Genomic DNA, 25,712 nt, shown 5'->3' on the forward strand with positions numbered 1-25,712 from the left:
GATTATTGGTTTAATCTGTCCACCTTTTCGATTCTACCTCTTTTTGCTATGCCTACTTTATCAGGAAGTCCTTTAATTCTTCATACGTCGCAATCGGCGTTTTTACCTTTTCCTTTCCGAGCACCGCACGGATTTGCTCCGGATAAGGTAGCGTAATACCCAATGTCGGTTCTACCGTTTCCGGGAATTTGATCGGATGCGCCGTTTCCAAAAATACGCCGATTCCGTCAAATTTTGAAAGGGCTTCTTTCACTCCGAGATACCCCACCGCACCATGCGGTTCTGCGACATACCCACTTTGATCGTAAATCGTCCGGATGGCGTCAAGTGTGGTCGCATCGGAAAAGGCATACGAAGCGAAATCGGCTTCGAAGCGGGCAATGTCATGGCCATACAATTCCTGAATGCGAATGAAATTACTGGGGTTCCCCACATCCATGGCATTTGAAATCGTCGCGATAGACGGACGGGCTTCATACTGCCCCGTTTCCATAAAACGCGGTACCGTATCATTCACATTGGTCGCCGCTACGAACCGGGCAATCGGGAGGCCCATCCGTTTCGCCATGATACCCGCACAGATGTTACCGAAGTTGCCACTCGGACACGCCACGACGAGCGGTTTTCCCAGCTTTTTCAATTCGCGATACGCAATGAAATAATAGAACATCTGCGGCAACCAACGCGCCACATTGATCGAATTGGCCGAAGTGAGATGGCATGACGCCAGTTCCGGGTCGAGGAAGGCTTGTTTGACCATATCCTGGCAATCGTCGAAGACACCGTCTACTTCCAACGCGCGGATGTTCTGGCCGAGTGTGGTCAATTGCCGTTCCTGCACGTCGCTGACTTTGCCCGAAGGGTAGAGGATAACGACATCTACGCCCGGCACGCCCAGAAAACCGCTGGCTACGGCGCCTCCGGTATCGCCCGACGTTGCCACCAACACCGTGTTGTGCTGTTCCGGCTTGTCGCGGTTGAAATAGCCGAGGCAACGTGCCATAAAACGCGCGCCGACGTCTTTGAACGCCATCGTGGGGCCGTGAAAGAGTTCAAGCGAGAAGATGTCCTTTTCGACTTCCACCAACGGAAAACCAAAACAAAGCGTTTCCGTTACAATGCGTCGTAATTCCGTTTCCGGTATGCTGTCGCCCACAAATGGGCGTATGGCTTCGAACGCAATTTCGGCATCCGAGCGTGTTTCGATGGTGTCGAAAAAAGCATCCGGCAATTGCGGAATGTGGCGGGGAAAGTAGAGTCCGCGGTCGGGTGCGAGTCCACGTACCACCGCTTCTTCAAAACGCACATCCGGCGCCGACCCGTTGAGGCTGTAATAGTTCATATCAACTGAGTATTCGAACGCCTTCCGGATTTACCGCCGAAACGTGTATTTCATACGGAAGGCTAATGATGTCATATATAGTGCAAAGGGCATCGGCCACACGTTCAGCCGTTTCGCGACCCCGGCTGAGCGCGAATACCGACGGGCCCGAACCTGAAATGCCGCTTCCCAGCGCCCCGGCTTTCTTCGCCGTCTGTTTCAGTGTGTCAAAACCCGGTATCAGCACGCTGCGCACCGGCTCAACAATGTCGTCGTGCAGGCTGCGGCCGATGAGGTCGTAATCGTGGGTGTAGAGTCCGGCGACCAAACCACCGACATTGCCCCATTGCGTAATGGCGCTTTTAAGGGCGACGTTGTTTTTGAGGACGGAACGCGCGTCGGAGGTCTTGAGTTCAATTTGGGGATGGATGACGGTGGCGAACAATTCATCAGGACTCTCAATCCGGATGATGTCAAGTGGCATCGTGCTCCTGATCAGTGTAACGCCACCGAGCAGGGCGGGTGCCACGTTATCGGCATGTGCCGTGCCCGACGCCAATTTTTCGCCTTCCATCGCAAATTGCACCAGTTCCTTGCGGGAAAACGGTCGTCCCAGCAATTCGTTGACACCGAACACGGCTCCGGCCGAGCTTGCTGCCGAACTGCCGATCCCACTGCCGGCCTTGATTTTCTTATAGATCTCGATCTCAAACCCGGCGTCGCTGCGAAGGGCTTCCAACAGCGCCATCGCCGCCACCCCGGCTACGTTGCGGTCGGCTTTCATAGGCAGGTCGGCGCCTTCGATTTTGACGATCCGTACGCCTTTTTCCTCCGTTTTGCGTATCACCATCTCGTCGCCTATACCGTCGAGGCAGAGTCCGAGCACGTCAAACCCGCAAGAGAGATTGGCTATGGTGGCGGGGGAGAAAAGTCTGAGTGACATGAGGAGTAGGAATTAGGAATTAGGGGTTAGGGAGTTGGGAAATAGTAAGTTTCAGTAATCATCCCGGACTTTCCGTTTTGACAAAATTACGTTTTTGGTGTAGCGGGTTTATCTAGCTGTCTTTTTTCTTGTGTAGTGCTGATTACTTCTCGGTTAATTCTTCTCATTTCCCATCAAGAACCAAGAACCAAGAACAATCAACTCCCCTACACATTCCCAATCCGGATCACATCTGCAAAAATACCTGAAGCCGTCACCGCCGCACCTGCACCCGCACCCTTGATGAGTAGCGGCTGGTCGACGTAACGGTCGGTATAGAACAACACGATATTGTCTTTTCCTTCCAAATTATAAAAGGGATGATCGGCTGGGATGAGTTGCAGTCCCACCGACGCTTTGCCATTTTCGAACTGGGCGACATATTTCAATCGGCAACCTTTTGATGCCGCATCGCGATAGAGTTCGTCAAAGTGTCCGGCTTCCGTTTTGAGGGTTTCGAAGAACTCCGGAACGGTGCCGGCGCGGAGTGACAGGTCGGGGAGGAAGGTCTGGTTTTGGATTTCGTCGAGTTCCATTCGGTAGCCACTCTCACGGATCAGGATGAGGATCTTACGCGCAACATCCATTCCGCTAAGGTCGATGCGTGGGTCGGGTTCGGTAAAGCCCTGCACACCGGCTTCCACCACGACATCATGAAAGGAAACACCCTCTTTGAAATTGTTGAAAATGAAGTTCAGACTGCCCGATAAGACCGCTTGTATGCGGTGTACTTTATCGCCTGATACGATCAGGTGTTTGAGCGTGTCGATAATGGGTAATCCGGCGCCGACATTCGTCTCGAACAGGAAAGGCGCATTGTATTTCCGTGCCAGGTGCTTCAGGTGGGCGTAATTCTCATAGGCCGAGGCACAGGCAATCTTGTTACAGGTCACGACGGCTACGTTGTCTTCAAGGTAATCCGCGTAGGTGGTCGATACGCCTTCGTCGGCCGTGATGTCGACAAAGATGCTGTTGCGCAGGTTCAGCGCCTTTACTTTTTGGATAAATGCGCTGCGGTCTGCCTTCACTCCGTTCGCCAACAGCTCTTTCCAGTCTTTCAACACGATGCCATCTTCGTCGAAATGCATAGTGCGCGAGTTCGACACCGCGATGACACGTACATTGAGTTTGAGCTGGTCTTTGAGGAACTTCCGCTGCTGCGCGATCTGCTCGATGAATTTTTCGCCCACGTTTCCGACGCCCATCACAAACAGGTTCAACTGGCGGATGTTGTCTTCGAAGAATTTTTCGTGTAGTGTATTCAGTGCTTTTTTGACATCGGCTTCATTGATAACCACCGAAATGTTACGTTCGGACGCCCCCTGCGCAATCGCGCGGATATTTACGTTGTTCTTACCCAACGCACTGAACATGCGCCCGCTGATGCCCTGGTGGTTCCGCATGCTTTCGCCGACAAGCGCTACGATGCACAAACCCGACTCCACGATAACGGGTTCGATGCGTTTCTGGGCGATTTCAATCTCGAATGCAGCGTCAATTGCGGTCCTCGCTTTTTCGGCATCTGCATCCTGGATTCCGATGCAAATCGAGTGCTCAGACGACGCCTGTGTGATGAAGATCACACTGATGTTCTGCGACGACAAGGCCTCAAACAGCCGTTTGGAGAACCCGGCCACGCCGATGAGTGCTGATCCTTCTACCGTAAGCAGGGTAATGCCGCTGATGTGGCTGATGCCTTTGATTGGACTGGTGGATAGGGTCGCGTCGTTTGAAATATAGGTACCAGGCTCTTCAGGCGCAAAGGTGTTTTTGATCCAGATAGGGATTTGTTTGCTGAGAGCCGGTTGGATGGTAGGCGGATAAAGGACTTTCGCACCGAAATGCGACAATTCCATCGCTTCCTGATACGAGATGCTGGCGATGGGCCGGGCCTGTTTCACCCATTTCGGATGGGCGGTGAACATACCGGATACGTCGGTCCAGATTTCGAGTGCACTGGCATCGAGTGCCGCTGCAAAAATAGCCGCCGTATAATCGGAACCGCCGCGCCCGAGTGTGGTGGCATGTCCGTCGTGCGATGTCGCAACAAACCCCGGCACGACCGTTACCGAAGCGGAGGCCGACCGGAAATAATCCCGGATCAACCCATCGGTGACGGCGAAATCGACCGTGGCTTTCCCAAAACGGTTGTCGGTTTTGATGACCTCACGGCTGTCGAGATACGCCGCGTTGGGAATGGTTTCACGGAAGGCTTCCGCGATGATGTAGGACGAAAGCACTTCACCGAACCCGGCAATGGCATCTGACGTGCGGCCCGAAAGTTCTCCCAACAGGAAGCAGCCGTCCAGAAGGGTTTCCAATTGGTTGAGGCCGCGCTTGGTGTGGCTCAACAACGCGCTTTGGCCGGCGACGGGCACGAGTTCGCGGATGGCATCGAAATGGCGTGTCTCGATGTCGGTCAGCAGTTCTTTGTACGACGCCTCCTTCGAGGCAGCCGCTTCCGCCGCGCGCAGTAACAGGTCGGTGACGCCGCTAAGGGCCGATACCACGACCACGAGGGATTCGTCATGTTGTTTCGCGCCGACGATGTCGCGGACGCGGCTTATATTTTGTGCGTTGGCGACCGATGTGCCGCCGAATTTCAGGATTTTCATGGGTAAGGATAAAAAAGACAACTCCGTTTAAAGGGAAAATAGGCCAACTGTTGATATGGAATGATTCAACCCCGAAGGGTCGTGCCTGTACCGCCTGTGGTCAGGAAACAATTGGCCACCGTAGAAGACGGGCCTGGGATGACAGAGTACGTGTGGGTGTTCATCGCTCCCAAAAATACAATCTTTTGTAACAGACGAGTGAGGTTTTGTGATTTTTGACGATTTTTCAGAAATACCTTGGTAAAATGCAAGCGAAAAACGAATTCTTTTTAGGATTTGTTCTCAAAATGGGCATTTCGTAAAAAACAACGCTAATTCGATACCAAATAGTCGTCCTAAACTTTGTTTTTTTGGGCTTGTTTACGGAATTTTGGCGCTCACTTAGCCTGCCATGCACACGACGACACATTATATCACAACCGACATCATTAGCCTCGACACTATACGAGAGGTGGTATTGACCGGCATGAACCTCGGGTTGTCCGAAGAAGCCAAGGTCAACATCCAAAAATGTAGGGATTATCTCGACCAGCGTATGGAGCGCCAAACCGAGCCGATTTATGGCATCAATACCGGGTTTGGGGCGTTATATAACATCAAAATCGACAACGACAAACTCACCCAGTTGCAGGAGAACCTCGTAATGTCGCACGCCTGTGGTACGGGCGATACGGTGCCTGCCGCAGTCGTACGGCTGATGCTGTTATTGAAGATACAGTCGCTTTGCTACGGCCACTCCGGTGTGCAGTTGGCAACGGTGGAACGTCTGGTAGATTTTTATAATTACGACGTCCTGCCAGTGGTATACGAACAAGGTTCCCTGGGCGCTTCCGGAGACCTCGCCCCTCTGGCTCATCTGTCGCTACCGCTACTCGGAAAAGGAGAAGTGTGGATGGACGGCCAACGGACCGATGCTTCAGAGCTCGAAAAACGGTTTGGCTGGAAGCCCATCGTCCTGCAGTCGAAGGAAGGCCTTGCGTTGCTAAATGGTACGCAGTTCATGACGGCGTACGGTGTGCATGTGCTGATGAAAGCGACCAAGTATTCGTACCTGGCTGACCTTATCGGGGCCGTGTCGCTTGAGGGCTTCGACGGACGTGTAGAGCCTTTCGATGAACTCATCCACCTCGTTCGGCCACACAAAGGACAAGTAGTGACCGCGCAACGCATGCTGGAATTCCTTGACGGCAGCGAGATCGTCGCCCAACCAAAGAAACATGTGCAGGATCCGTATTCGTTTCGCTGCATACCACAGGTACATGGCGCGTCGAAGGATGCCATCGATTATGTGAAAAAAGTGTTCAAGACGGAGATTAACTCCGTTACAGATAACCCCAATATTTTCGTGGGATCCGACAAAATCCTGTCAGGCGGGAACTTCCACGGTCAACCACTGGCACTCGCACTTGACTTCCTTGCCATCGCCTTATCGGAATTGGGCAGCATTTCCGAACGACGGACGTTCCAGTTGATTTCGGGCCTGCGCGGCTTGCCTTCCTTTTTGGTAGACGAGCCCGGACTTCATTCAGGCTTCATGATTCCGCAATACACGGCGGCGAGCATTGCCAGCCAGAACAAACAGTTGGCGACGCCGGCGAGTATCGACAGCATCGTGTCGTCGAACGGGCAGGAGGACCATGTGAGTATGGGATCGAATGCCGCTACGAAAGCGCTGAAAGTAGTCGATAACATCGGTCGTATTTTGGCCATCGAGTTGATGAACGCGGCACAGGCGCTGCACTACCGCCGTCCGCTCCGGTCAAGCGACTTCATTGAGTCATTTGTAAAGGCGTATCGCGAAGAAGTGCCATTGGTGACCCATGACCGCATCCTGCATTACGATATCGAAGCGACGGTTGCGTTCCTTCAAAACCTTCAAATCGACGACACACACTTCGCCTAATGCCAACAAGAGACTGTAAAACCGAAGCACAGCGCTACCTCCGGAACCGCTATACCAAACAAAACGCCATACAGCACTTGCTGCGGGATGGTTTTTCGCAGGCGGAGATCGACCTTGCGTTGCAGGACGTAGACTTCCGCCAAAGCCAACGCGAATATGACACCATCCTAACACAGTATCCGACGCTCATTTTCTTTGGCCTTGTCGCCATCGCGGCCCTTGCGCTGGGCTGGGGCGAAACGTCAACCACGACCGACAACCTCGTGTCGATAGGCGTGGCCCTTGTGTTAGCGACGCTCTCGGTTTTATATTTCCGGAAATGGAAACCGTCGGTTTATCTTTTTATGGGATTATTGGTAGCGGTGTGGGGCGCCGTTGTATGGGCGATAGTGCAAAAGATGACGACCGGTGCGGCTCCCTACCACCTGGCTAGGCCGTATTTGGTTGTCGGCGTGGTACTGCCGATACTATTGTTCTGGTCCAATATCCGCTTACTGAAAAAATTGTAAGGTAGGCCACTTCGCGCTACCTTCGCGAAAAATAGCTTCGATGAAGATCGTCATATCTCCCGCCAAGACCCTCGATTTTGAAACGCCGCTGCCTCATTCGCAGTACACCAAATCGCCTTTCCTGCGGTATGCTAAGCCCGTACAGGCGGTACTGAAAAAGAAATCGCCGCAGGAGTTGATGGAATTAATGGACATCTCCCAAAACCTGGCAGAACTGAACTGGCAACGGAACCGGAAATGGAAGACGCCGTTTACACCTGAGAACGCGCGACCTGCGGTGTATGCGTTTGCGGGCGATGTGTATGACGGACTCGACGCGTATAGTCTTCCGGCGGACAAATGGGAGGCGATGGAAGGGAAGTTACGCATCCTGTCGGGTTTGTACGGACTTCTGAGGCCGTTTGACCTCATACAGGCGTACCGGCTTGAGATGGGAACGAAACTGCCCGTGGGCGAGGCGGAGAACCTTTACCACTATTGGCGCCCCATCGTAACAGCGGCATTGAACAAAGAATTGAAACGCAAGGAGTTGTTTGTGAATCTCGCCAGCACCGAATATTTCGGGGCGGTGGATGTAAAAGCGCTGAAGGTGCCGGTCATCACACCGGTGTTCAAGGACTATAAAGATGGGGAGCTGAAGATGATCTCGTTTTTTGCGAAAAAAGCCCGCGGTTTGATGGTACGCTACATCCTCGATCACGGTATTGAGACGCTGGATGGCCTAAAGGCGTTTGACTATGAGGGTTACCGTTTTGACGAAAACCTCTCAAAAGAACGGGAATTGGTTTTTACCCGCTGATCAGGCCTGCGCCGTATACTCTTCGATTTGCCAGATGGTTTCGCGTGACAGCTTTCGTTGGTCGCGCATGAGTTCCCGCATGAATTCTACGCCGTGACGGGCCGTGCGGTCAACTCTTGAAAAGCGGCGCATGAAGTCCTCAAGTTTAGACGCATCGGCTGGAGCCAACTGGGTTTTGAGTTGTTCTGCGAAGTCACGGAACTCAGGAACGACGCCCCGGTTTTCTTCGTAGTCTTCCTCCAGTTCTTCCAGAAATTCACGGATTTCACGGTTCAGGTCATTCGACCGACTTTCACTCGTCAGGCGAAGCTCACGGAGCACCTTCCTGACTTTTCCTCCGAAAAAGGCCATACTCGGATTTGTTTTTGGTTGTGTATCAATCAAATATAAACAAATTCCTAACGCTTGCGACACCTGTTGATAACTTTGGCCGCGGGTTTTAGTGCAGGGCTTCCGACATATCGACCTTACTTTTTCCCTGACGGATCAGTAGGATGATCGGGATGCAGCAAAGAAACAACAGACCGAGGTAGATGAAAATATCCATATACGACAACACGGTAGCCTGCTTCATGATCGTAAAATCAAGCGCCTGATACGCTTTTTGCAGCGCTACGTCGGGTGAAGCACCATGTGCCATGAAGTTCGCTTTCAGGCCTTCAATACGTTGTTGTACCTCCGGACGGGTGGGATCGAGGTGTGAAGCAAGGTTCACGCGGTGCGTTTGCGTGAAGCGCGTGATGAACGTAGTGATGATTGCGATGCCGAACGATCCGCCCAGTTGGCGCATCATACCCGTAAACGCGGCTCCTTCACCGATGCTCTTCCCTTTGAGCGTCGAAAGCGCCATGGTGGTAATCGGAACAAACAGCAAACTCAGTCCGACTCCGCGTACGATCGTAGGCCAAAACAGCGCATCATGGCTGGTATTGGGCGTCATGACGATGTACATCCAATAGGTGAAACAGAAGAAGACGGCGAAGCCCGCTGCAACCAGATAGGGCTGTTTGACGCCTTTTTGGATCATGTTTCCGACCACCGGCATCAGGAAGGCGGTCATTAGCGAACCGGGTACGAGTAGCAAGCCCGATTCCGTGGCGGTCCACCCCAGGACTTGTTGGGTATAGATCGGGATAATGAGGGTAGAGCCGTAGAGTCCGAAGCCCAAAATAAAGCACATGAAGGTACCGATGCGAAGATTGCTGTCTTTCAGCACCTTCAGGTTTACAACCGGATGTTCATACGTCAGTTCACGCCAGATGAAGGCAAGAAGACCGAAGAGGGAAACGAGGGAAAGGATGACGATAAGCGGCTCTTCAAACCAATCGTCCTGTTGGCCATGTTCGAGTACGAATTGCAGCGAACCGATGAAGGCGGCCAGGAAGATGATACCCCACCAGTCTACCTGGTTGGATTTCAGTTTTTCGCCGTATTTCGGGCTCCGTACGAACGACAGCGTCAGGAAGGTTGCGATGATCCCAATGGGGATGTTGATATAGAAGATATACGGCCACGAAAAATGCTCGGTGATATAACCACCCAACGGCGGACCCAGCGTAGGTCCTACGATAACGCCCATGCCGTAAATGGCCTGTGCCATGCCGCGTTTCGCCGCCGGATAACTTTCGGTTATGATGGTTTGCGCGGTTACGAGCAGGGCACCGCCCCCGAGTCCCTGTACGAAACGAAAGGCGACCAATTCCCAGATGTTCGTTGCGTTGCCACACAGGAACGAGGCCACGGTAAAGATCACGATGGAAACCGCAAAATAATTGCGTCGCCCGAACTGTTGGGATAACCAACTGGTGAGCGGAATCACGATGACGTTCGCAATGGCATAGGCTGTGATGACCCAGGCCACGTCGGTGAGTGTGGCGCCGAGGCTACCGCGCATGTCGGTCAGGGCCACGTTGACGATGGTGGTATCGACGATCTCAAGGAGGGCGCACATCACGGCGGTAACTGTGATGATGACCCGTCGGAAGCCATATTCTACGAGGTCATCGGGGTTAGGGGAGGAGCTCATTCAATGCACAATTAATGATGAACAATTAACAATTGGGAGTGGCGTGGTAGAGGGAAGGGAGCCTAGCCCGGATAGCAGCGGAAAGCCTTTCGGAGGGAGCGCCTGGTTTTTGGGTTTCCGGACGGCGACCAGCGGAAGCCGGAACGGGACCCTGAAAAACCGGTGCTGCCGACGGAAGCTTGCAGCGGATAGCCGGATTAGCTTCCTATTTCAAATGCACGTCTACTTCTACGTTCATGCCTGGCCGCAGGCGACGGAGTTTTTCCGCGTCGTTTTTGGCCGGATCCAGGTTGATGCGCACGGGCAGGCGTTGCACTACCTTTACGAAGTTACCGGTGGCGTTATCCGGAGGCAGCACCGAGAAACGGGCGCCGGTAGCGGGCGAAAACGAGGTGATGGTGCCTTTGAACTCGGTGTCGGGGAAGGCGTCGGCGGATACCGATACTTCCTGGCCTACGGTCATTTTGTCGAGTTGGGTTTCCTTGAAATTCGCCACCACCCAGGTGTCGTTTTCGTTGATGACGTAGAAAAGTGACTGGCCCGCTTGCAGGAATTGTCCGGGTTGGATCGCAATTTTCGATACCTGTCCGTCTACCTGTGCGGTCACTACGGTGTAGCTAAGGTTCAGTTGGGCGGCGTCGAGAGTGGCCTGGGCGCGTTCGATGTTGGCTTTTGCGACATCCGATTGCCGGGCGCTGACGTTAGTGCGGGCGCTGGCGACGGTTTTTTGGTAGGCAGAGGCCTTTTCCTGTTGCTGCAGGATGCGGAGTTGCGATTCGGCTTCGAGTTTTGCGGCTTCGGCCTGTTCGTATTGCTGTTTGGTGATCGAGTGGTTCTTATACAGGTTGCTGTAGCGTTCGAAGTCGTTGGTGGCGCGCGTCAGGCGGATGCGGGCCGTTTCGATATTGCCCCCGGCCGAGCGGACGTTGGCCTCCGAAACGTTTACACTGGCCGAAGCGGTACCGATATCGGCCCGTGCGGCTTCGTAGGACGCCTGTGCCGCGATGAGGGCTGCCTTGGCTTCCTGCACCTTGACGCGGTAGTCGCGGTCGTCGATGGTGAACAGCGTATCACCCTTCTTTACCGGTTGGTTATCGGTGACGTATACCTTGGTAATATAACCTGAAACACGGGGGATAATGGGGTTCATGTTTCGCTCTATTTGAGCGTCGTCAGTTGTCTCATGCTTAAGGGAATGCAAATATTTGTAAGTGCCATATATGCCACCTGCCACGATCAATACGGTGAAGATGATGAGGAACTTTTTATTGGTCTTTTTCTTTTCCATCGGGATTAGGGTTTGATGTTGAATGATTCGGTTAGGCTGCCGGTTGCTTCCAGCAATTCATAGAATTTCAGTACGCGGTTGGCGCGTGCGTAGGCGAGGTTGATTTTGGCGGATAATTCGGCGACGTCGGCATCGAGGAGTTCGGTGGTGTCCGACAGTCCATTGTCGTATTTGTCGCGGACGATCCGGTAGTTTTCGGCAGCCTGTGCGACCGCTTCGTTGTAGACCTCGTCTTGTTGGATGGAGAGGTTGTAGTCTTCCTGCGCTTTTACGATACCGGTTTTGATGCGGTCGGAAAGGATTTCTTTTTGTTCGCGGACTTCCTCTGCACGGCTTTTAGCGGCTTTTACGTCGTTACCCGACTTGAAGATCGAGCTCAGGTTATACGACACACCCACCCCTACATTCATGGCATTGGTGACGGTCGCCACGTTCTGCAGGTCGAGGGCCACGTAGCCACCGGTTAGCGCCAGCGAGGGGAAAAAGGCGCTCTTGGCGACCTTAACGTGGGCATCGGCCGCCTTCTCCGCAAAGGACAGGGCTTCGAGGTCGTGCCGTTTTGTCAAGGCATCGTTTTCCGGCAAGATAGGCGTTGCGAACAGGTTGGGGTCGACGTTGGAAGGATCGACGATGATTTGGGTAGCTGCCGGAAGTTTCAGGAGCTGCACGAGTTCGTAGTTAATAATCCGAACATTCTTTTCTGCCTCATCGAGAGAAAGTTGTACCTGCGACTTCTGAAGTTGCACTTTAAGTAAATCGTTACGCGCAATCAGTCCGTTTTGTTCGCGTGCGGTAAAATCTTTGACACGTTGTGCGTTGCTTTCGAGGCTTTCGCGCAACAGTTCGACCGAGCGTTGCGCCTTGTAAAGGGCGGCGTAGTATTTGATCACTTGTATGGCGACTTCCTCTTTCGTTTGGGCGGCATTGGCCTGTTCCGATTTGTAGAGGTTATCGGCGGCTTCGATGCTGTGGCGCAGGCGTCCGCCGGCAAAAACCGGCAGGTTGAAAGCGGCCTGGCCGAAAGCAAGCGAATTGACCTTGGGCGATCCGCTGTTGCCATTAGCGGGATCGGTGCCCGAATCCTGGCTCGCGGGCAGGCGTACGTTGGCATTGGTAAGCCGCAGGTATTGCCCGGTTAGTTTGAAGTCGGGGTACAGGTTGTTTCGAGTGGTCTGCAGGTCGTAGCCTTTGGTAGCGACTTTGGTGGCGGCCCATTGCGTTTCGTTGCTGTTTTGAAGCGCGAGGGCGACCGCCTCTTTCACCGAAAGGCTTTTTTGCTGGGCCGTGGCCGTCATGGCGGAGAGGGCGACGAGCGCGAGCACGAGCGTTTTCATGTTCATGGCAGTAAGAGAGCGTTTATGGTTTGTTTGATGTGAGCCGCGAGTTCGGTTGTGACGTAGGTTTCGAATCGCGCGTCGGTGTTGAGATCCAGCAGGTCCTCGTAGAGCGGGCGATTCGCCTGGAAGTGGAAGTAGGTGCCGATTAGGGTGGAGGGCAAAAGGGTGATGTTGACGTCTTTTCGGAATAGGCCCTGTTCCTGGCCTTCCCTGACAATCTGCTCAAGGCAGGCCAGGTTCTGTTTCTTGACGTCGAGGAACTGCTTCATATCCAGCTTGCGTTTGTTCGAAGCCAGTTCAAACTGCACGATTTGGTAAATGCAGCGGTTTTTGTTGACGCGTTCGAGGTATAAATCGACGAGCCGTTCCATTTTTTGGGGAGGGGATAGGTTCTCCCGCATCAGGTTCTCGAGTTGCAGGCGCATGTCGCGGATGCGGTGGAGGATAAGCGCCTCCAGCATTTTCTCTTTCGAGCCGAAATAATACGACACCATGGCGATGTTGCTGCCGGCTTCGCGTGAGATATCGCGGATGGAGGTGCCGTCAAATCCTTTTTCAGCAAAGAGTCGTTCGGCGACCTGAAGGATGCGGATTTGTTTGTCGTTTAGTTCTGTCATCGTGTAGCAAAAAAAGACGGGACAAAATTAAACGTTTGTTTAAGTCAAACGTTTGTTTAAATCCAGTTTAACATTTTTTTCTGCGAACACGTTTTCGGGAAGAAGAAGGAAAACAGGGCGTTTTACCGCTATAAGGATTATCTATGGAAGATATTTATCTATTTGACATCCAAATCGTAATGCGTAGTGTACTAAATTTATAATTTAGGATGTTAGCCAATTCCGGATAATCGTTTTTCCATGTGGCGTCAGTACACTTTCCGGATGGAATTGTACACCCCTGACGTTGTAGCTACGATGTCGAAGCGCCATGATTTGGCCGTTTTGGTCGACGGCGGTGACCTCGAGATCGGCGGGAAGTTCATCGGCCGACACCACCCACGAGTGGTACCGCCCTACTTCCATTCGCGTCGGCAGGTTACGAAAAAGGCGGTCGTCCGGCACGATGATATCCACATCGGTTGCCACGCCGTGGTAGACCGTTTTGAGGTTGGTCAATTGGGCGCCGAAAACCTCGCCGATCGCCTGTAGTCCGAGGCAGACGCCCAGCAGATCTTTAGAGGGTGCGAATTCCCGGATAATGGCTTTCAGTTGTCCGGCTTCATCCGGCACTCCGGGTCCGGGCGACAACACAATTTTCTGGAACTTCCGCACGTCGTCGAAGTCGCACTCGTCGTTGCGCAGTACGGTTACGTCACAGCCTCCCATTTCGAGATAGTGGACCAGGTTAAAGGTGAAAGAATCGTAGTTGTCGATGACGAGTACGTGCATGGTGTAAAGATACGGGTACGGTTGGGAATGAACAATGAACGATGAACGATGAACGATGAACGATGGAGAATTGACAATGGATAATTGATAATTAATAATGCGTTAGGGGGTATTGGTTCTAGGAGTCGGGGGCGGTGTGTTCTATGTCTTAAAAGGTGAGGTGTGTCGGTTTAGTAAATCCAACGTGGGTGGGGTATTTTGGTGAGTGGCTCATATTCGCCGTTCCATTTACCTAATTCCACTTTTAACACAAAGTGCGGTTTTTCCGTACGGCCATGTCATCGGGAATCAGTAGTTTGCGTTAGGGGAGGGGCGGATGCGTCCCTTACTGAAAGAAAACGGGACGGTGATACGGGAAATCCGTACTAATTGTTAAATCTTTCAGCGGGCTATACTAGGGGCTACGCGAAAGAAAATACGATCATTCCGGGATGTGTTGCAAAGTCATGCATAGCCTTGCTTCCGGACTTCCATCTCCATGTCTGGGTAGTAAGGCGCTGCTTTCCAGACTCCGACTCTCCGCTCCAAACCCTGAACGATCAACCATGAACCCTGAACCCTGAACCCTGAACCATGAACCATGAACCCTCAACCCTGAACCCTCAACCCTCAACCCTCAACTCTCCACCCAATAACCTTTAACAAAAAGTACGGTTTTCCCCTACCGCCATGTCACCGGGAATCAGTAGTTTGCGTTAGGGGAGGGGCGGATGCGTCCCTTACTGAAAGAAAACGGGACGGTGATACGGGAAATCCGTACTAATTGTTAAATCTTTCAGCGGGCTATACTAGGGGCTACGTGAAAGAAAATACGATCATTCCGGGATGTGTTGCAAAGTCATGCATAGCCTTGCTTCCGGACTTCCATCTCCATGTCTGAGTAGTAAGGCGCTGCTTTCCAGACTCCGACTCTCCGCTCCAAACCCTGAACGATCAACCATGAACCATGAACCATGAACCCTGAACCCTCAACTCTCCACCCAATAACCTTTAACACAAAGTGCGGTTTTCCCGTACCGCCATTTCACCGGGAATCAGTAGTTTGCGTTAGGGGAGGGGCGGATGCGTCCCTTAGCGAAAGGAAACGGGACGGTGATACGGGAAATCCGTACTAATTGTTAAATTTTTCAGCAGAATATACTAGGCTATTCGAAAGGAAATAGGATTGTTCCATGAAGTATCGCAAAGGCTGATGTATAGCCTTATTTCCGGACTTCCATCACCATGTCTAGGTAGTAAGGCGCCGCTTTCCAGACTCCGACTCTCCTCTCCCAACCCTGAACGATCAACCACGAACCACGAACCATGAACCATGAACCCTCAACTATCAACCCTCAACTCTCAACCAAAAAAAAGGCCACCTTTCGGCAGCCTTTCCCTAGAAGTCATATCGTGATTACCACACCAGTGTTACCGTTACTTCGAACTCGTCGTTGATGGCTTTGTCGCCTACGTTGAAGAAGCTCGCAGAACCGTAACGGATGTCGTACTTCGTACGGTCTACGTTGAAGTTGGCCGTTGCTTTGTTGCCCGTCGTTTTCAATTCAAATGACACAGGCTTGGTCACACCTTTAAGCGTAAGGTCTGCCGTTACCGTGTATACACCGGCTGATTTTGCTTTTACGCTCGTGAATTTCAGGGTTGCAGTTGGGAATTTCTCTGTCCCGAAGAAGTCGTCTGCCTTCAGGTGGCCTTCGAGTTTCTCTTTGCCTTCGCCTGCTTTCAGGTCGGTTACGTTGATCGAGGTCATATCAACAGTGAAAACACCACCGGTAATGGCTTTTCCTTTAAGCGTCAGCGAACCGTCTTTGAATTTCACGGTACCGCTGTGCTCGCCGGTTACTTTTTTGCCTACCCAGTTGATGGAAGATTTCGCAGCGTCGATTTTTTTGGTTTGTGCCTGAACAGACGCCGCAAGGGTTACGATCACAGCCAGGGCAAGGGTTTTAAGGTTTTTCATGATGGAATTGGATTAAATTTATAATGGATTATTGTCAGTTACTCTTTTTAGACGGACACACATCACCGCGCAATTTCTCGAGAAGGTCGTTCAAATGTTCAAGTTCCTCGGGCGACAACTGGGTGGTGAACAACGACTCGACTTCCTGCACCTTCGGATCAACCGCGGCTAGCAATTGCAGGCCCTTCGGCGTGATGAGCACCTCCATCTTCCGACGGTTATCCGGACAAACATTCCGCGTCACCAAACTCTTCGCCTCCAGTTTGTCAACCAAACGCGTGGTGTTGCTCGTGCGGGCGATCATGCGCTCCTGGATGAGGGTCATGTTAACCGGACACCCTTTTTGTCCGCGAAGGATCCGCAAAACGTTGAATTGCTCCAGTGACAGGTCGTGTTCCTTCATCACTTCCGACAGCCGCTCTCCGATGATGTTCTGGGTGAACATCACATTCAGTATCGTGCGCTTTTCAAGTGCCAGGGGTGAGGAGGATTTCACGATGTCTTCGATTTTCACAACAAATAGAAAATTTGTAGGTACAAATGTAGTAGATATAATAATTGTATATACAAGTGATGTATTAAAAATATGTTAATTGGCAGGACGGCCTTTTTCGAAAGGGGATAACTTCGTGGCAAAGAACGGAAAATGAAGTACTTGCTGACGATGCTATTGCTTTGCGCGGGAGGGGTTTCGATGGCCCAAACGCCGCAACCGTCTTCGTATACGGCGGGTGGGCGCACCATTGAAGCCTACGATTTTGCAGGCTTTGAAAAGCTCCTCCAGATGAACGATGACAAAACCTACGTCGTCAATTTCTGGGCGACCTGGTGCACGCCCTGTGTGCAGGAACTCCCATATTTCGAACAATTGCAAGAAGCCTACCGCGATCAAAAGGTCGAGGTCATCCTGGTGAGTCTCGATATGGCCAAGCAGGTCGAATCGCGGTTGATTCCCTTCCTGATCAAAAAAGACATCCGGTCACGCGTCGTTTACCTCCGCAATACCGATTCGGGGGAATGGATCGGGAAAGTCGACCCTTCCTGGAGCGGTGCGCTACCGGCCACCGTGCTCTACAACGCCCGCCACCGCGTGTTTCGCGAGCAAAGCTTCACCTACGAATCGCTTGAAAAAGAACTTAAATCCATCCTAAATTAATACACTATGAAAATCAAATTCACCATGCTGTTGGCCTTTATGGCCTTGTCGTTTGCCTTTACAGGAAGTGGTCCTGGGTACGGAGTAGGCGACGTCGCCACCGATTTCAAACTCAAGAACATTGACGGAAAGAAAGTCGCACTCTCCGACTTCAAAGACGCCAAAGGGTTCATTGTCGTCTTTACCTGCAACCACTGTCCGTATGCCGTGGCCTACGAAGACCGTATCATCGCACTCGATAAGATGTTCCGTGCGAAGGGATATCCCGTTATCGCCATCAACCCCAACAATCCGGAAAAGCAGAAAGAAGACAGCTTCGAGCTGATGCAGGTGCGGGCGAAAGAGAAGGGCTTCACCTTTCCGTATCTGTTTGACGAAGGACAAACGATCTACCCACAATACGGCGCCACCAAAACGCCGCATGTGTATGTGTTGGAAAAAACAGCCAAAGGAAATATCGTACGCTACATCGGCGCCATCGACGATAATTACGAGGATGCCTCGGCTGTGAAAGTACGTTATGTGGAAAACGCCGTAAACGCATTGCTTTCCGGACGCGACGTCGAAGTGAAGCAAACGAAAGCCATCGGGTGTTCGATAAAAGCGTAAGAAATCGTTTATTTGCCAAAAACAACAACATGGATCTTTCCCAACAGGAATGGGCCGAACGGCTCGCGACCGATACGAACCCGGTTATTTTAGACGTACGAACGGAAGACGAATGGAACGACGGGTATATCCCGGGTGCGCTCCACATCGACATCTACAAAGGACAGGGTTTTGTGTATGAAGTAGACCAACTCGACAAAGAGCGTCCGTATTATGTCTATTGCAAAGCCGGAGGGCGAAGTGCACAGGCCTGCGCCATCATGGGGCAACTGGGGTTCACCACCACGTATAACCTCGTAGGCGGTTTCTCGCAATGGGGTGGCGACGTTGTTAAACCTTAAGAAAAATTACGATAATTTGACATTTGTTTTGTGTTAATGTTTTTGAGAGTCTTAAATTTGCCCTGCTCGCAATAACAATCATAAACCCAAAACAATGAAAGCAAATGTAGGCCGCATTGACCGGGTCATTAGGGTACTGCTTGGATTAGCGCTTCTATTGGCCGGCGTGTTCGATTGGTTTGACGACGGGATCGTCAGTACGATCGGAGTCGTTGTAGGCGTCATTCTGTTAGTAACAGCCGCGGTGGGTTTTTGTCCGTTGTACCGTTTTCTCGGTGTCCGGACCACCCGTGGTAAGAAGGTCGTCTACTGACGAGCAAAAGAAAGAGGAGAAAGGGTTGGCATTCGTTTGTCAACCCTTTTTTTATGGATTCACGTTTCGGGCGGCGGCCTCTGAACCACCTTAAAAAGAAAGGGACGCCCTCGCGTCCCTTCTATACAGTCCTTGCTAGTATTTGTTGATCTGACTACCCCCCGGTATCATTCGCGCATTCAGCGCGCGAGTATGCATTGCTTCGCCAGTCGGCTTTCGCCTCGTGTTGCTAATTAACCCGCCCTGCAAACTATTCGCTAATTGGCTAATTCGCTAATTAACACGCCCTGCCTATCATTCGCTAATTCGCTAATTACCTCATTCGCTAATTAAAACTTATCCCGCTGTATCCCCCATCTCCGTAACTCCCCTTCATAATTATCAGGGTCGGCGGCTTTCAGGCTCAGGATGATCGCGTTCAGCGTGCGGCGGATCGCGTCGCGCTTTTTGTTCTTTTCGGCCACGAACCCTGAGACCGTACCGTCGAGCGTACGTGCCTCGGTGAGCAGCGCATCGAAGCGGTCGAGTGTGCTTTGCCAGAACGCGGTGCCGTAGGGCCGGTCGCCGAAACCTTCTGCTTCGATGGCATTCCGCATGACCAGCAGGGCGTCGCGCTTTTTCGACTGGTCGGCCGGCAGGCGGAAATACTTTTTGTGGTGAGCCATCCCGAAGCGGTTGTAGTGGGCGGCCGCGTCGGTATCGTACTTCTCGGTGAGGTACCCCTTCACCTGGCGCACCCCTTTGGTGATTTCCTCCTCTATGGCGGCCAATTGGAGGGTGATGCCCCGTCTTTCAGAGACCTTGCCGTTTTTGGTATCAAGCAGGGCCCTGAATTCGTTGACGGTAGCATTGAACGCGGCGCTGTCGGTGAACTTCAGGGTCAGCGTAGGTTCGGCGTTCCACATTTTACCTACATACAGGGCCACATCGCCCAGGTCGGTGTCTTTGTCCGGCAGTATACCGCTGCGGTGTACCTTTCCGGTTTCGGTAGTCATTTTCATACTGTTTTAAAATTAGAACTGTTAATCGATGGGCAAATATTGTATCTCAATTCTTATTACTATCACTATTTATCATTTTTTTAATAAATAAGATAGCGTATTCATAATTAAACACCTGATTTTCAAAACATAAATGACAGATTCTATTTTATATTGCATAATTCGCAACAAACACACCTTCTTTTCTGCCACCACCACGCCCTGTTTTTTTGCCGGAAGGCTTGGGTGGTGCGATTCGGGGTCTAAAAAAATGCCGAAAGGCCCTGGTGGTCACCACCGGACGGTTTCGGCGCGCCGAAAAGGCAGGGTGGTCGCCACCCGGTTGTGCTGTTTTTTAAAAATGCTCCGGTGGCCGCCTATAAGCCTTGCGGGCGCGTGGAAAGGGCGCGGTGGGGTGGAAGGGGGCCGTTGGGGAGGTTGCTTACTGCCATCTGGATCGATTGGTAGACGTTCACCACAATCGGGAAGACATTATTACCCTACGGGAACAAACCGCGGGAGGTGAGGTGTATTTCGGAATAAATTTGTACTTTCGGTGAGTTGCGGGACGTACAGAATAATTTTTCTAAGGTATTACTGGGTTTCTAAAACTGACGTCAACTCAATATTCTGGATTCCTTAAGTTCGTTGAAATAATCGGTTGTTCCAGAAAGCTGTTTACGAGACGATACCAGTATTAGGTTGAGAAGTATATGAATTATAGAAGAAATGAAACTATATTTGATGAAGAAATATTTTAAAAAATTAGTTGAGCCACTAGACACCATTACATCAGAAAAAAAATTTTTTTTGATCTGGTTTATCTTCACAATTCTTGCAGGGCAATTGGGTTTTATTACCAATATAATTCTTAAGAATAGCTATAAACAAATTTCTATTATAGAATCTCTTTTTCAGGAAAGTAAGAGTGGCAATTTTTATGTCTATTCAATAGCTTTATTCGCTTCTACTCTAGGATTACTTTTTATAAATATCATTGAGAGAAACCCAACCAACTTTAAAGCTTTTAAAGTCTTTCTGCTCATATTAACAATTTTTAGCCTATTTTTTGCTGGGATATATTATTCTTCTGCGACTTTAAAAACACTCGAAAATAGCCATGAAAGCTTGGATCCCGTTGTAATTGATTGGCCTCAATTATTTTTTTTACTATTGTCCATAATTTTCGGAATCTACACCTATTGCATTACACGAATGGACTTAAATTATGAGAGATATAAGCACCTAGACGATAACTATGCCGAAAAAGATGATAAAAATGTAGAAAAGTTAGAAAATAGAGTAAGTGTTGTAAATGCCGACGGAAAGGGAAACAGATTATGATTAGTTTAAAATACATAGAGATTGAGCAGCCTATAGGATCATTCTATTTTACTAAAATGAAGGCTACAACTTTAGGGGAATTGGTGAACATTACTCCTAGATCTGCCGATCCAAGTGCAATACAGAGAGATGAATCTAAAGATAGGATTACCGAAATTGCCAAATATTGTTCTGACCCTGATGCAACGTTCCCAACGCCAATTATTGTCGGCATCTATGACAACGTGTCCTATCAAATAAAGGATACAGTTATAGAATTTGAAAGTAATCAGACAATTGGCGAAGTTATAGACGGTCAACACAGATTAAAAGGGCTTTTAAAGTCGAATTTTGCGGAAAGATTTGAACTTCCTGTAGTATTGCTTTTCGATTTAACAGAAGAAGAAAAAGCATATATATTTTCGATCATAAATAGCAAACAAACCAAAGTTAGTATGAGTCTGATATATGACTTGTTTGCATTATCCAGATATAGAAGTCCACAAAAGACTGCGCATGAAATTGCTAGATCATTAAATAAATATCCTGAATCTCCGTTTTTCAATAGGCTAAAAATGCTTGGAAATAAGGAAGAAAGTCAAGAAAAGGCTACCTTATCACAAGGAACGTTCGTAAAGCATTTTATTGAACTATTATCAAAGGATCCAGATGATGATTTTAGAAAATCTAAAAATAATGTTCCTCTGACTCAAATTCAAAGTTTACCACTTCGACAGTATTTTCTCGACGGTCAAGACGAGATAATACTAAAGATAACTTTGAATTTATTTAGTGCTTTAAAAGATGTATTCATGGATCTTTGGGAAAATCCGTCGAAGAATATCTTATGGAAATCCACTGGCTACGTTGCAATTATCAAGTCTTTTGATGAATTATATAGAATCGGTGATTCCAATAATGACTTATCTAAGAACTTCTTTAAAGATTGTTTTGCGAAGTTCAGAAACAAACTCGAAGAACAAGGGTTAACGTTAACAAGTCAACATTTTCCTTCCAATGCGCAACAACAGGCCAGACTTAGTAAAATTTTAATAGATTCGATAAAGTCTTAGGACGGATACTCCTTTTCCCGCTGGCGCCCTCGTATCGCTCATCACTGAATTAATCAATCGCTAGAATGGAGTGATGATTGTTGTAGTAGTCTCTGGCAATACTAAATTTTCAATCACTCTTGAGACGATGAAACCCGCTTCCCGCCGACCGGCTGCTCTTGCAATTTCAGGCGGTATCACGTGACGCTACGGGGACAAACCGCGGGAAGTAAGCAGGTTCTTCTGAATAATTTTGTACTTTCGTGTGGTTGCGGGGGTTAGCGGTGAACATTTGCACTCAGAAACAGAAAAAACGGTTAGATGTGTGTGAAGCATCCGCCTATACGAATAAAGAGGGTGGGTGTGCGTAAGTTTATGGTACATAGACTCTAGTTATGCGAAATTTCTAAAACCTTTGAACTGCTTAAAAAATTCCGCATAATACGTTAATATTGCAAACACCCATATATAATTGTTCATCTGAACGTTAATGAGCGAAATTAGAGTAAAGCCTTTTTTAAGATGGGCCGGAGGCAAACGTTGGTTTCTAAAAGAGATCGACCGCCTTGTAAATTTTGATTACAATACCTACCATGAGCCATTCCTAGGTGGAGGTTCAGTTTTCTTCCATCTCCGACCAAGTTTTGCAAATATTTCAGATTCAAATCGAGAGTTGATTAATGCATACGTTCAACTACGGGACAACGTTGATGCGGTTTTAACCTCCATGCGAGAATTTCAAAACACAGAAGAGTTTTATTATCGAATAAGATCGGTGAGGTTCGATAATCCTATTGAGGAAGCGGCAAGATTTATATATCTAAATCAGACATCTTATAATGGTGTCTATCGAGTCAATTCCAACGGGAAGTACAACGTTCCATATGGTCATCGAAGTAAACATAGAATTGACTATGGCAACATGATTAAGGTAAGTGAAGTACTTCAAGGAGCTGATATCAATGCCAATGACTTTGACTTTGCAACTGATAATGTTAGAGCGGGAGATCTGGTATTTCTTGATCCACCCTATACAGTCGCCCATAATAATAACGGATTCATTCAATATAATCAACGCTTATTCTCACTTGAAGATCAGCATAGGCTTCTAACTTATATTGAAAGAATTAAAGCTAATGGCGCATACTATATAATGACCAATGCGGCGCATTCTGCAATCAGGGAAATATTTTTTAATGGAGATAATTGCTACGAATTAAATCGAGCGAGTTTAATTGGAGGAAAAAATGCAGTGAGGGGAAAATACGCTGAATTAGTATTAACAAACTTGACCTAACATATGGCTTATATTGATCAAATAAAAGTTGTTGAGATTGAGAAGCAAATTACAGCTGATCCCGTATTCTTAGGGAAGCTTTATCAAGCTAAAAAGAATGAATATCAAGTGCAGACCGTTGATCACAACATGGTTGACACCTATCTTAAGGATGGATGGGAAGTTTATGGAAAGTCTCTAAAAACCAAAACGAGAATAAGAAAGTTAAAGTCTCACTCAAGAAAATTTGAAGATGACATGTGGTGTCAAATGTACGAACTTGGTTACCGGACACTAAACATCAGTGAGAATCTGCATCTGAATTTCACTAATGATGATAAAAAGCAGATTGATGTGATCGCGATAAATGAGGACACAGCAATCATAATTGAATGTAAGTCAAGCGAAAAATTTAAAAAAGCCAGTAGCCTTAAAGATGAGTTTGAATTGTTGGGAATGCGGTTAGACGGTTTTAAAAAAACGTTGCATCAAATCTACGGCAGAAACCTACGCGTAAAATTTATTTTCGCTACCCGAAACTTAAAAATCGATATGGATGGTGAAGATATGAAGCGATTGCTTAATACTAATTCATTCTACTATAACAATAACACATATAAATATGTCGACGACTTGATAAGAAACTATAAGCATGTAGCTTTTTATCAATTTTTAGGTTTACTATTTAAAGGAGAGTTGATAAGTAGAGATAAAATCGAAATTCCGGCAGTTAAAGGGGAAATGGGGACCAAGACCTATTATATGTTCTCAGTTGAACCTGAAATATTGTTAAGAATGGGATTTATTCTTCATAGAACAAAAGTAAATGAATCGGAATTTCCAACATACCAACGGCTATTGGTGGCCAAACGATTGCCAGGCATAACAAAATTTATTGACGGTGGCGGCTATTTCCCAAATTCTATAATAATTAACTTCAACAGCAGAAAACACAAAATCCAATTTGAAGCATCATCCAAATCTGGCGACTCCAATTCCTGTTACGGAACTCTTAAAATACCAAATAGTTATGCAATTGCCTATATAATTGATGGGCAACATCGCGTTTATGGCTATGCAAATTCGAAGTTTAGAAATTCAAACACAATTCCAGTTGTTGCTTTTGAAAATTTAGATACGAGCGATCAGTTGAAAATTTTCATGGACATTAATGAAAATCAAAAAGCGGTAAGTCCAAGTTTGAGGCTTGATCTCGAAGAAGATCTTTATTGGAACTCTGACCGAACTGATTCCAGAATAAAAGCGCTCAGATCATCCATTATAAAAGAGTTGGCCAATAATCAAAACAGCCCACTATATGAAAGAATTTCAGTTGGCGAGGACAAATCTCTTTTATCATTCCAACCATTTTCGAATGCTTTGTCCGCGTCAAATTTGTTACCTAAAGCAAAAGGTAACTCGTTCACCGATGAAGCTCACAAATATTCCTTATATAACATCTCAAACCATGATCATAATGCTGAGATGATTATTTGTAAAAAGAGAATATTCTCTTTACTCGCTAAATGTTATGATTTTGCCGAGCAGAGCTTCAATGGCCTATACAATATTGAGAAGTCCCTAATACTTTCTAATAGAGGCACATATCCCTTTATTTGTGTCATTGACAGCTTAAATAAGTTTTTAACCGATAAGAATGTTGTATTTAAAACAACCGACGAAGCAACGCGTTTCGAGAAGTTAAAACCTTATTTAAATTCATTACTCCACTATTTGCAAAACGAAATTACCGAGGATGAGAAGGATAAACAACTATCCCTTTTGGGCGGTGGAGTTGAAACCAAGTGGTTACGGTTTTTTCAAAGTATCATACACAAAAAACATGAAGAATATTTTCCTGTAGAATTGGTAAAATGGCTTGAAACTCAAGATGAAGAGCTACAAAATAAGGGTAGAGCACTTGGAATTGAGATCGAGAAAAGGATGAAACATCTTGTCTTATCGAAGATGAAAACGATATACGGCGACGTTTGGGACTTAGAAATAAACAGTATCAAACGTGAATGCCAAAGCCGAGCCGAACAAGAAATGGAAAAGAATTACAAGGACGGTCTTGGAAAAAAAGATATCGATTGGACGGAAATGTTTAATATAAACGATTATAAAAAAATTGTAGAGAACTATTGGACAAAAAAGCCAGAAAATCATACGGATAACTTTGTCACTTTTGAGAAAGACTTTTCAATTGACATCGGTGAAGGCGTTGGAAGTAAAACCAAAGCATTAAAATGGATTTCTTTTTTCAACTCTTATCGAAATGTTTGGGCGCATGAAGGCACTAAAGAGAAAAGATTAAATAGAGAGGAAGTTGAATTTATAGAAAACGTTTACAACCACTTTTATAATTAAAACTTCCCCCCCGCTGGCGCGAGCGTCACGCTCGTGCCTATCGATTCAAGTCGATGGCTAGAATAGAGTGATCGTTATTCCCGTAATTTCGTGCACTACTGAACTTCCAATCAATAGAATCGCAGACAAACCAACCCCAATGCCGTCGAGGTTTGCCGCATCAC

At 48.4% G+C, this 25,712-nt stretch carries 23 protein-coding genes; 11 read left to right on the forward strand and 12 right to left on the reverse strand.

Annotated features, from left to right (window positions below):
• Window positions 1-52: 52 nt before the first annotated feature.
• The 3 genes from thrC to thrA form a co-directional block, all read right to left on the reverse strand.
• Window positions 53-1,342, reverse strand: a complete 1,290-nt coding sequence (gene thrC / locus MKO97_RS08200) for a threonine synthase (protein WP_241102727.1) — start codon at window positions 1,340-1,342, stop codon at window positions 53-55.
• Between the two features lies 1 nt (window position 1,343).
• Complete coding sequence (locus MKO97_RS08205; RefSeq protein WP_241102728.1) at window positions 1,344-2,264, reverse strand: homoserine kinase; 921 nt, start codon at window positions 2,262-2,264, stop codon at window positions 1,344-1,346.
• Between the two features lie 206 nt (window positions 2,265-2,470).
• On the reverse strand, window positions 2,471-4,918 hold the full coding sequence (gene thrA, locus MKO97_RS08210) for a bifunctional aspartate kinase/homoserine dehydrogenase I (RefSeq protein WP_241102729.1): 2,448 nt from the start codon (window positions 4,916-4,918) through the stop codon (window positions 2,471-2,473).
• A gap of 391 nt (window positions 4,919-5,309) precedes the next feature.
• Between thrA and hutH the strand changes: the two genes are divergently transcribed.
• Genes hutH through yaaA form a run of 3 tightly spaced genes read left to right on the forward strand, consistent with a single transcriptional unit; the run spans window position 5,310 to window position 8,129 of the window.
• Window positions 5,310-6,821 carry a histidine ammonia-lyase gene (hutH, locus tag MKO97_RS08215; protein WP_241102730.1) on the forward strand — a complete coding sequence of 504 codons (1,512 nt, stop codon included), beginning with the start codon at window positions 5,310-5,312 and terminating at the stop codon, window positions 6,819-6,821.
• Window positions 6,821-7,330: a hypothetical protein gene (locus MKO97_RS08220; RefSeq protein WP_241102731.1), complete on the forward strand. Its 510-nt coding sequence runs from the start codon at window positions 6,821-6,823 to the stop codon at window positions 7,328-7,330. The genes hutH and MKO97_RS08220 overlap by 1 nt, the downstream gene beginning before the upstream one ends.
• A gap of 40 nt (window positions 7,331-7,370) precedes the next feature.
• Complete coding sequence (gene yaaA / locus MKO97_RS08225; RefSeq protein WP_241102732.1) at window positions 7,371-8,129, forward strand: peroxide stress protein YaaA; 759 nt, start codon at window positions 7,371-7,373, stop codon at window positions 8,127-8,129.
• On the opposite strand, the gene MKO97_RS08230 is transcribed toward yaaA, so the two are convergent.
• The 8 genes from MKO97_RS08230 to MKO97_RS08265 all read right to left on the reverse strand — a co-directional run bounded on the left by MKO97_RS08230 (window position 8,130) and on the right by MKO97_RS08265 (window position 16,642).
• Window positions 8,130-8,480: a hypothetical protein gene (locus MKO97_RS08230; RefSeq protein ID WP_241102733.1), complete on the reverse strand. Its 351-nt coding sequence runs from the start codon at window positions 8,478-8,480 to the stop codon at window positions 8,130-8,132.
• An 88-nt stretch (window positions 8,481-8,568) separates the two neighbouring features.
• Window positions 8,569-10,155, reverse strand: coding sequence for an MDR family MFS transporter (locus tag MKO97_RS08235; RefSeq protein WP_241102734.1), 1,587 nt, complete (start codon window positions 10,153-10,155; stop codon window positions 8,569-8,571).
• A gap of 205 nt (window positions 10,156-10,360) precedes the next feature.
• Window positions 10,361-11,443, reverse strand: coding sequence for an HlyD family secretion protein (locus MKO97_RS08240; RefSeq protein WP_241102735.1), 1,083 nt, complete (start codon window positions 11,441-11,443; stop codon window positions 10,361-10,363).
• A gap of 5 nt (window positions 11,444-11,448) precedes the next feature.
• Window positions 11,449-12,783: a TolC family protein gene (locus MKO97_RS08245; RefSeq protein ID WP_241102736.1), complete on the reverse strand. Its 1,335-nt coding sequence runs from the start codon at window positions 12,781-12,783 to the stop codon at window positions 11,449-11,451.
• Entirely contained in the window at window positions 12,780-13,397 is a 618-nt protein-coding gene (locus MKO97_RS08250) for a TetR/AcrR family transcriptional regulator (RefSeq protein WP_241102737.1), read from the reverse strand. Before MKO97_RS08250 ends, MKO97_RS08245 begins: the two co-directional genes overlap by 4 nt.
• Window positions 13,398-13,601: 204 nt before the next feature.
• Complete coding sequence (locus tag MKO97_RS08255) at window positions 13,602-14,168, reverse strand: aminodeoxychorismate/anthranilate synthase component II (RefSeq protein WP_241102738.1); 567 nt, start codon at window positions 14,166-14,168, stop codon at window positions 13,602-13,604.
• 1,396 nt (window positions 14,169-15,564) lie between these two features.
• Complete coding sequence (locus MKO97_RS08260) at window positions 15,565-16,128, reverse strand: YceI family protein (protein ID WP_241102739.1); 564 nt, start codon at window positions 16,126-16,128, stop codon at window positions 15,565-15,567.
• 34 nt (window positions 16,129-16,162) lie between these two features.
• Entirely contained in the window at window positions 16,163-16,642 is a 480-nt protein-coding gene (locus tag MKO97_RS08265; protein ID WP_241102740.1) for a MarR family winged helix-turn-helix transcriptional regulator, read from the reverse strand.
• A gap of 132 nt (window positions 16,643-16,774) precedes the next feature.
• Here MKO97_RS08265 and MKO97_RS08270 point away from each other — a divergent pair, with 132 nt between their 5' ends.
• From MKO97_RS08270 to MKO97_RS08285, 4 genes are all read left to right on the forward strand, one after another.
• Window positions 16,775-17,284, forward strand: a complete 510-nt coding sequence (locus MKO97_RS08270) for a TlpA disulfide reductase family protein (protein WP_241102741.1) — start codon at window positions 16,775-16,777, stop codon at window positions 17,282-17,284.
• A 6-nt stretch (window positions 17,285-17,290) separates the two neighbouring features.
• Window positions 17,291-17,893, forward strand: a complete 603-nt coding sequence (locus tag MKO97_RS08275) for a thioredoxin family protein (RefSeq protein ID WP_241102742.1) — start codon at window positions 17,291-17,293, stop codon at window positions 17,891-17,893.
• A gap of 29 nt (window positions 17,894-17,922) precedes the next feature.
• A complete protein-coding gene (locus tag MKO97_RS08280) occupies window positions 17,923-18,234 on the forward strand; it encodes a rhodanese-like domain-containing protein (protein ID WP_241102743.1) in 312 nt (103 codons plus the stop codon).
• 94 nt (window positions 18,235-18,328) lie between these two features.
• The gene (locus tag MKO97_RS08285; protein ID WP_241102744.1) at window positions 18,329-18,547 is read left to right on the forward strand and encodes a DUF2892 domain-containing protein; all 219 of its coding nucleotides are present in this window, start codon (window positions 18,329-18,331) and stop codon (window positions 18,545-18,547) included.
• 329 nt (window positions 18,548-18,876) lie between these two features.
• Here the strand turns inward: MKO97_RS08285 and MKO97_RS08290 are convergent, their stop codons facing one another.
• On the reverse strand, window positions 18,877-19,548 hold the full coding sequence (locus MKO97_RS08290) for a hypothetical protein (protein ID WP_241102745.1): 672 nt from the start codon (window positions 19,546-19,548) through the stop codon (window positions 18,877-18,879).
• Window positions 19,549-20,271: 723 nt separating this feature from the next.
• Here MKO97_RS08290 and MKO97_RS08295 point away from each other — a divergent pair.
• The 4 genes from MKO97_RS08295 to MKO97_RS08310 all read left to right on the forward strand — a co-directional run bounded on the left by MKO97_RS08295 (window position 20,272) and on the right by MKO97_RS08310 (window position 25,548).
• Window positions 20,272-20,871, forward strand: coding sequence for a hypothetical protein (locus MKO97_RS08295; protein ID WP_241102746.1), 600 nt, complete (start codon window positions 20,272-20,274; stop codon window positions 20,869-20,871).
• Window positions 20,868-21,923, forward strand: coding sequence for a DGQHR domain-containing protein (locus tag MKO97_RS08300; protein WP_241102747.1), 1,056 nt, complete (start codon window positions 20,868-20,870; stop codon window positions 21,921-21,923). The genes MKO97_RS08295 and MKO97_RS08300 overlap by 4 nt, the downstream gene beginning before the upstream one ends.
• Before the next feature lie 469 nt (window positions 21,924-22,392).
• Window positions 22,393-23,199: a Dam family site-specific DNA-(adenine-N6)-methyltransferase gene (locus tag MKO97_RS08305; RefSeq protein WP_241102748.1), complete on the forward strand. Its 807-nt coding sequence runs from the start codon at window positions 22,393-22,395 to the stop codon at window positions 23,197-23,199.
• Between the two features lie 3 nt (window positions 23,200-23,202).
• Complete coding sequence (locus MKO97_RS08310; protein WP_241102749.1) at window positions 23,203-25,548, forward strand: DGQHR domain-containing protein; 2,346 nt, start codon at window positions 23,203-23,205, stop codon at window positions 25,546-25,548.
• Window positions 25,549-25,712 lie beyond the last annotated feature (164 nt).

This window comes from Flavobacterium sp. HJ-32-4, assembly GCF_022532105.1.
GTDB lineage: Bacteria > Bacteroidota > Bacteroidia > Flavobacteriales > Flavobacteriaceae > Flavobacterium.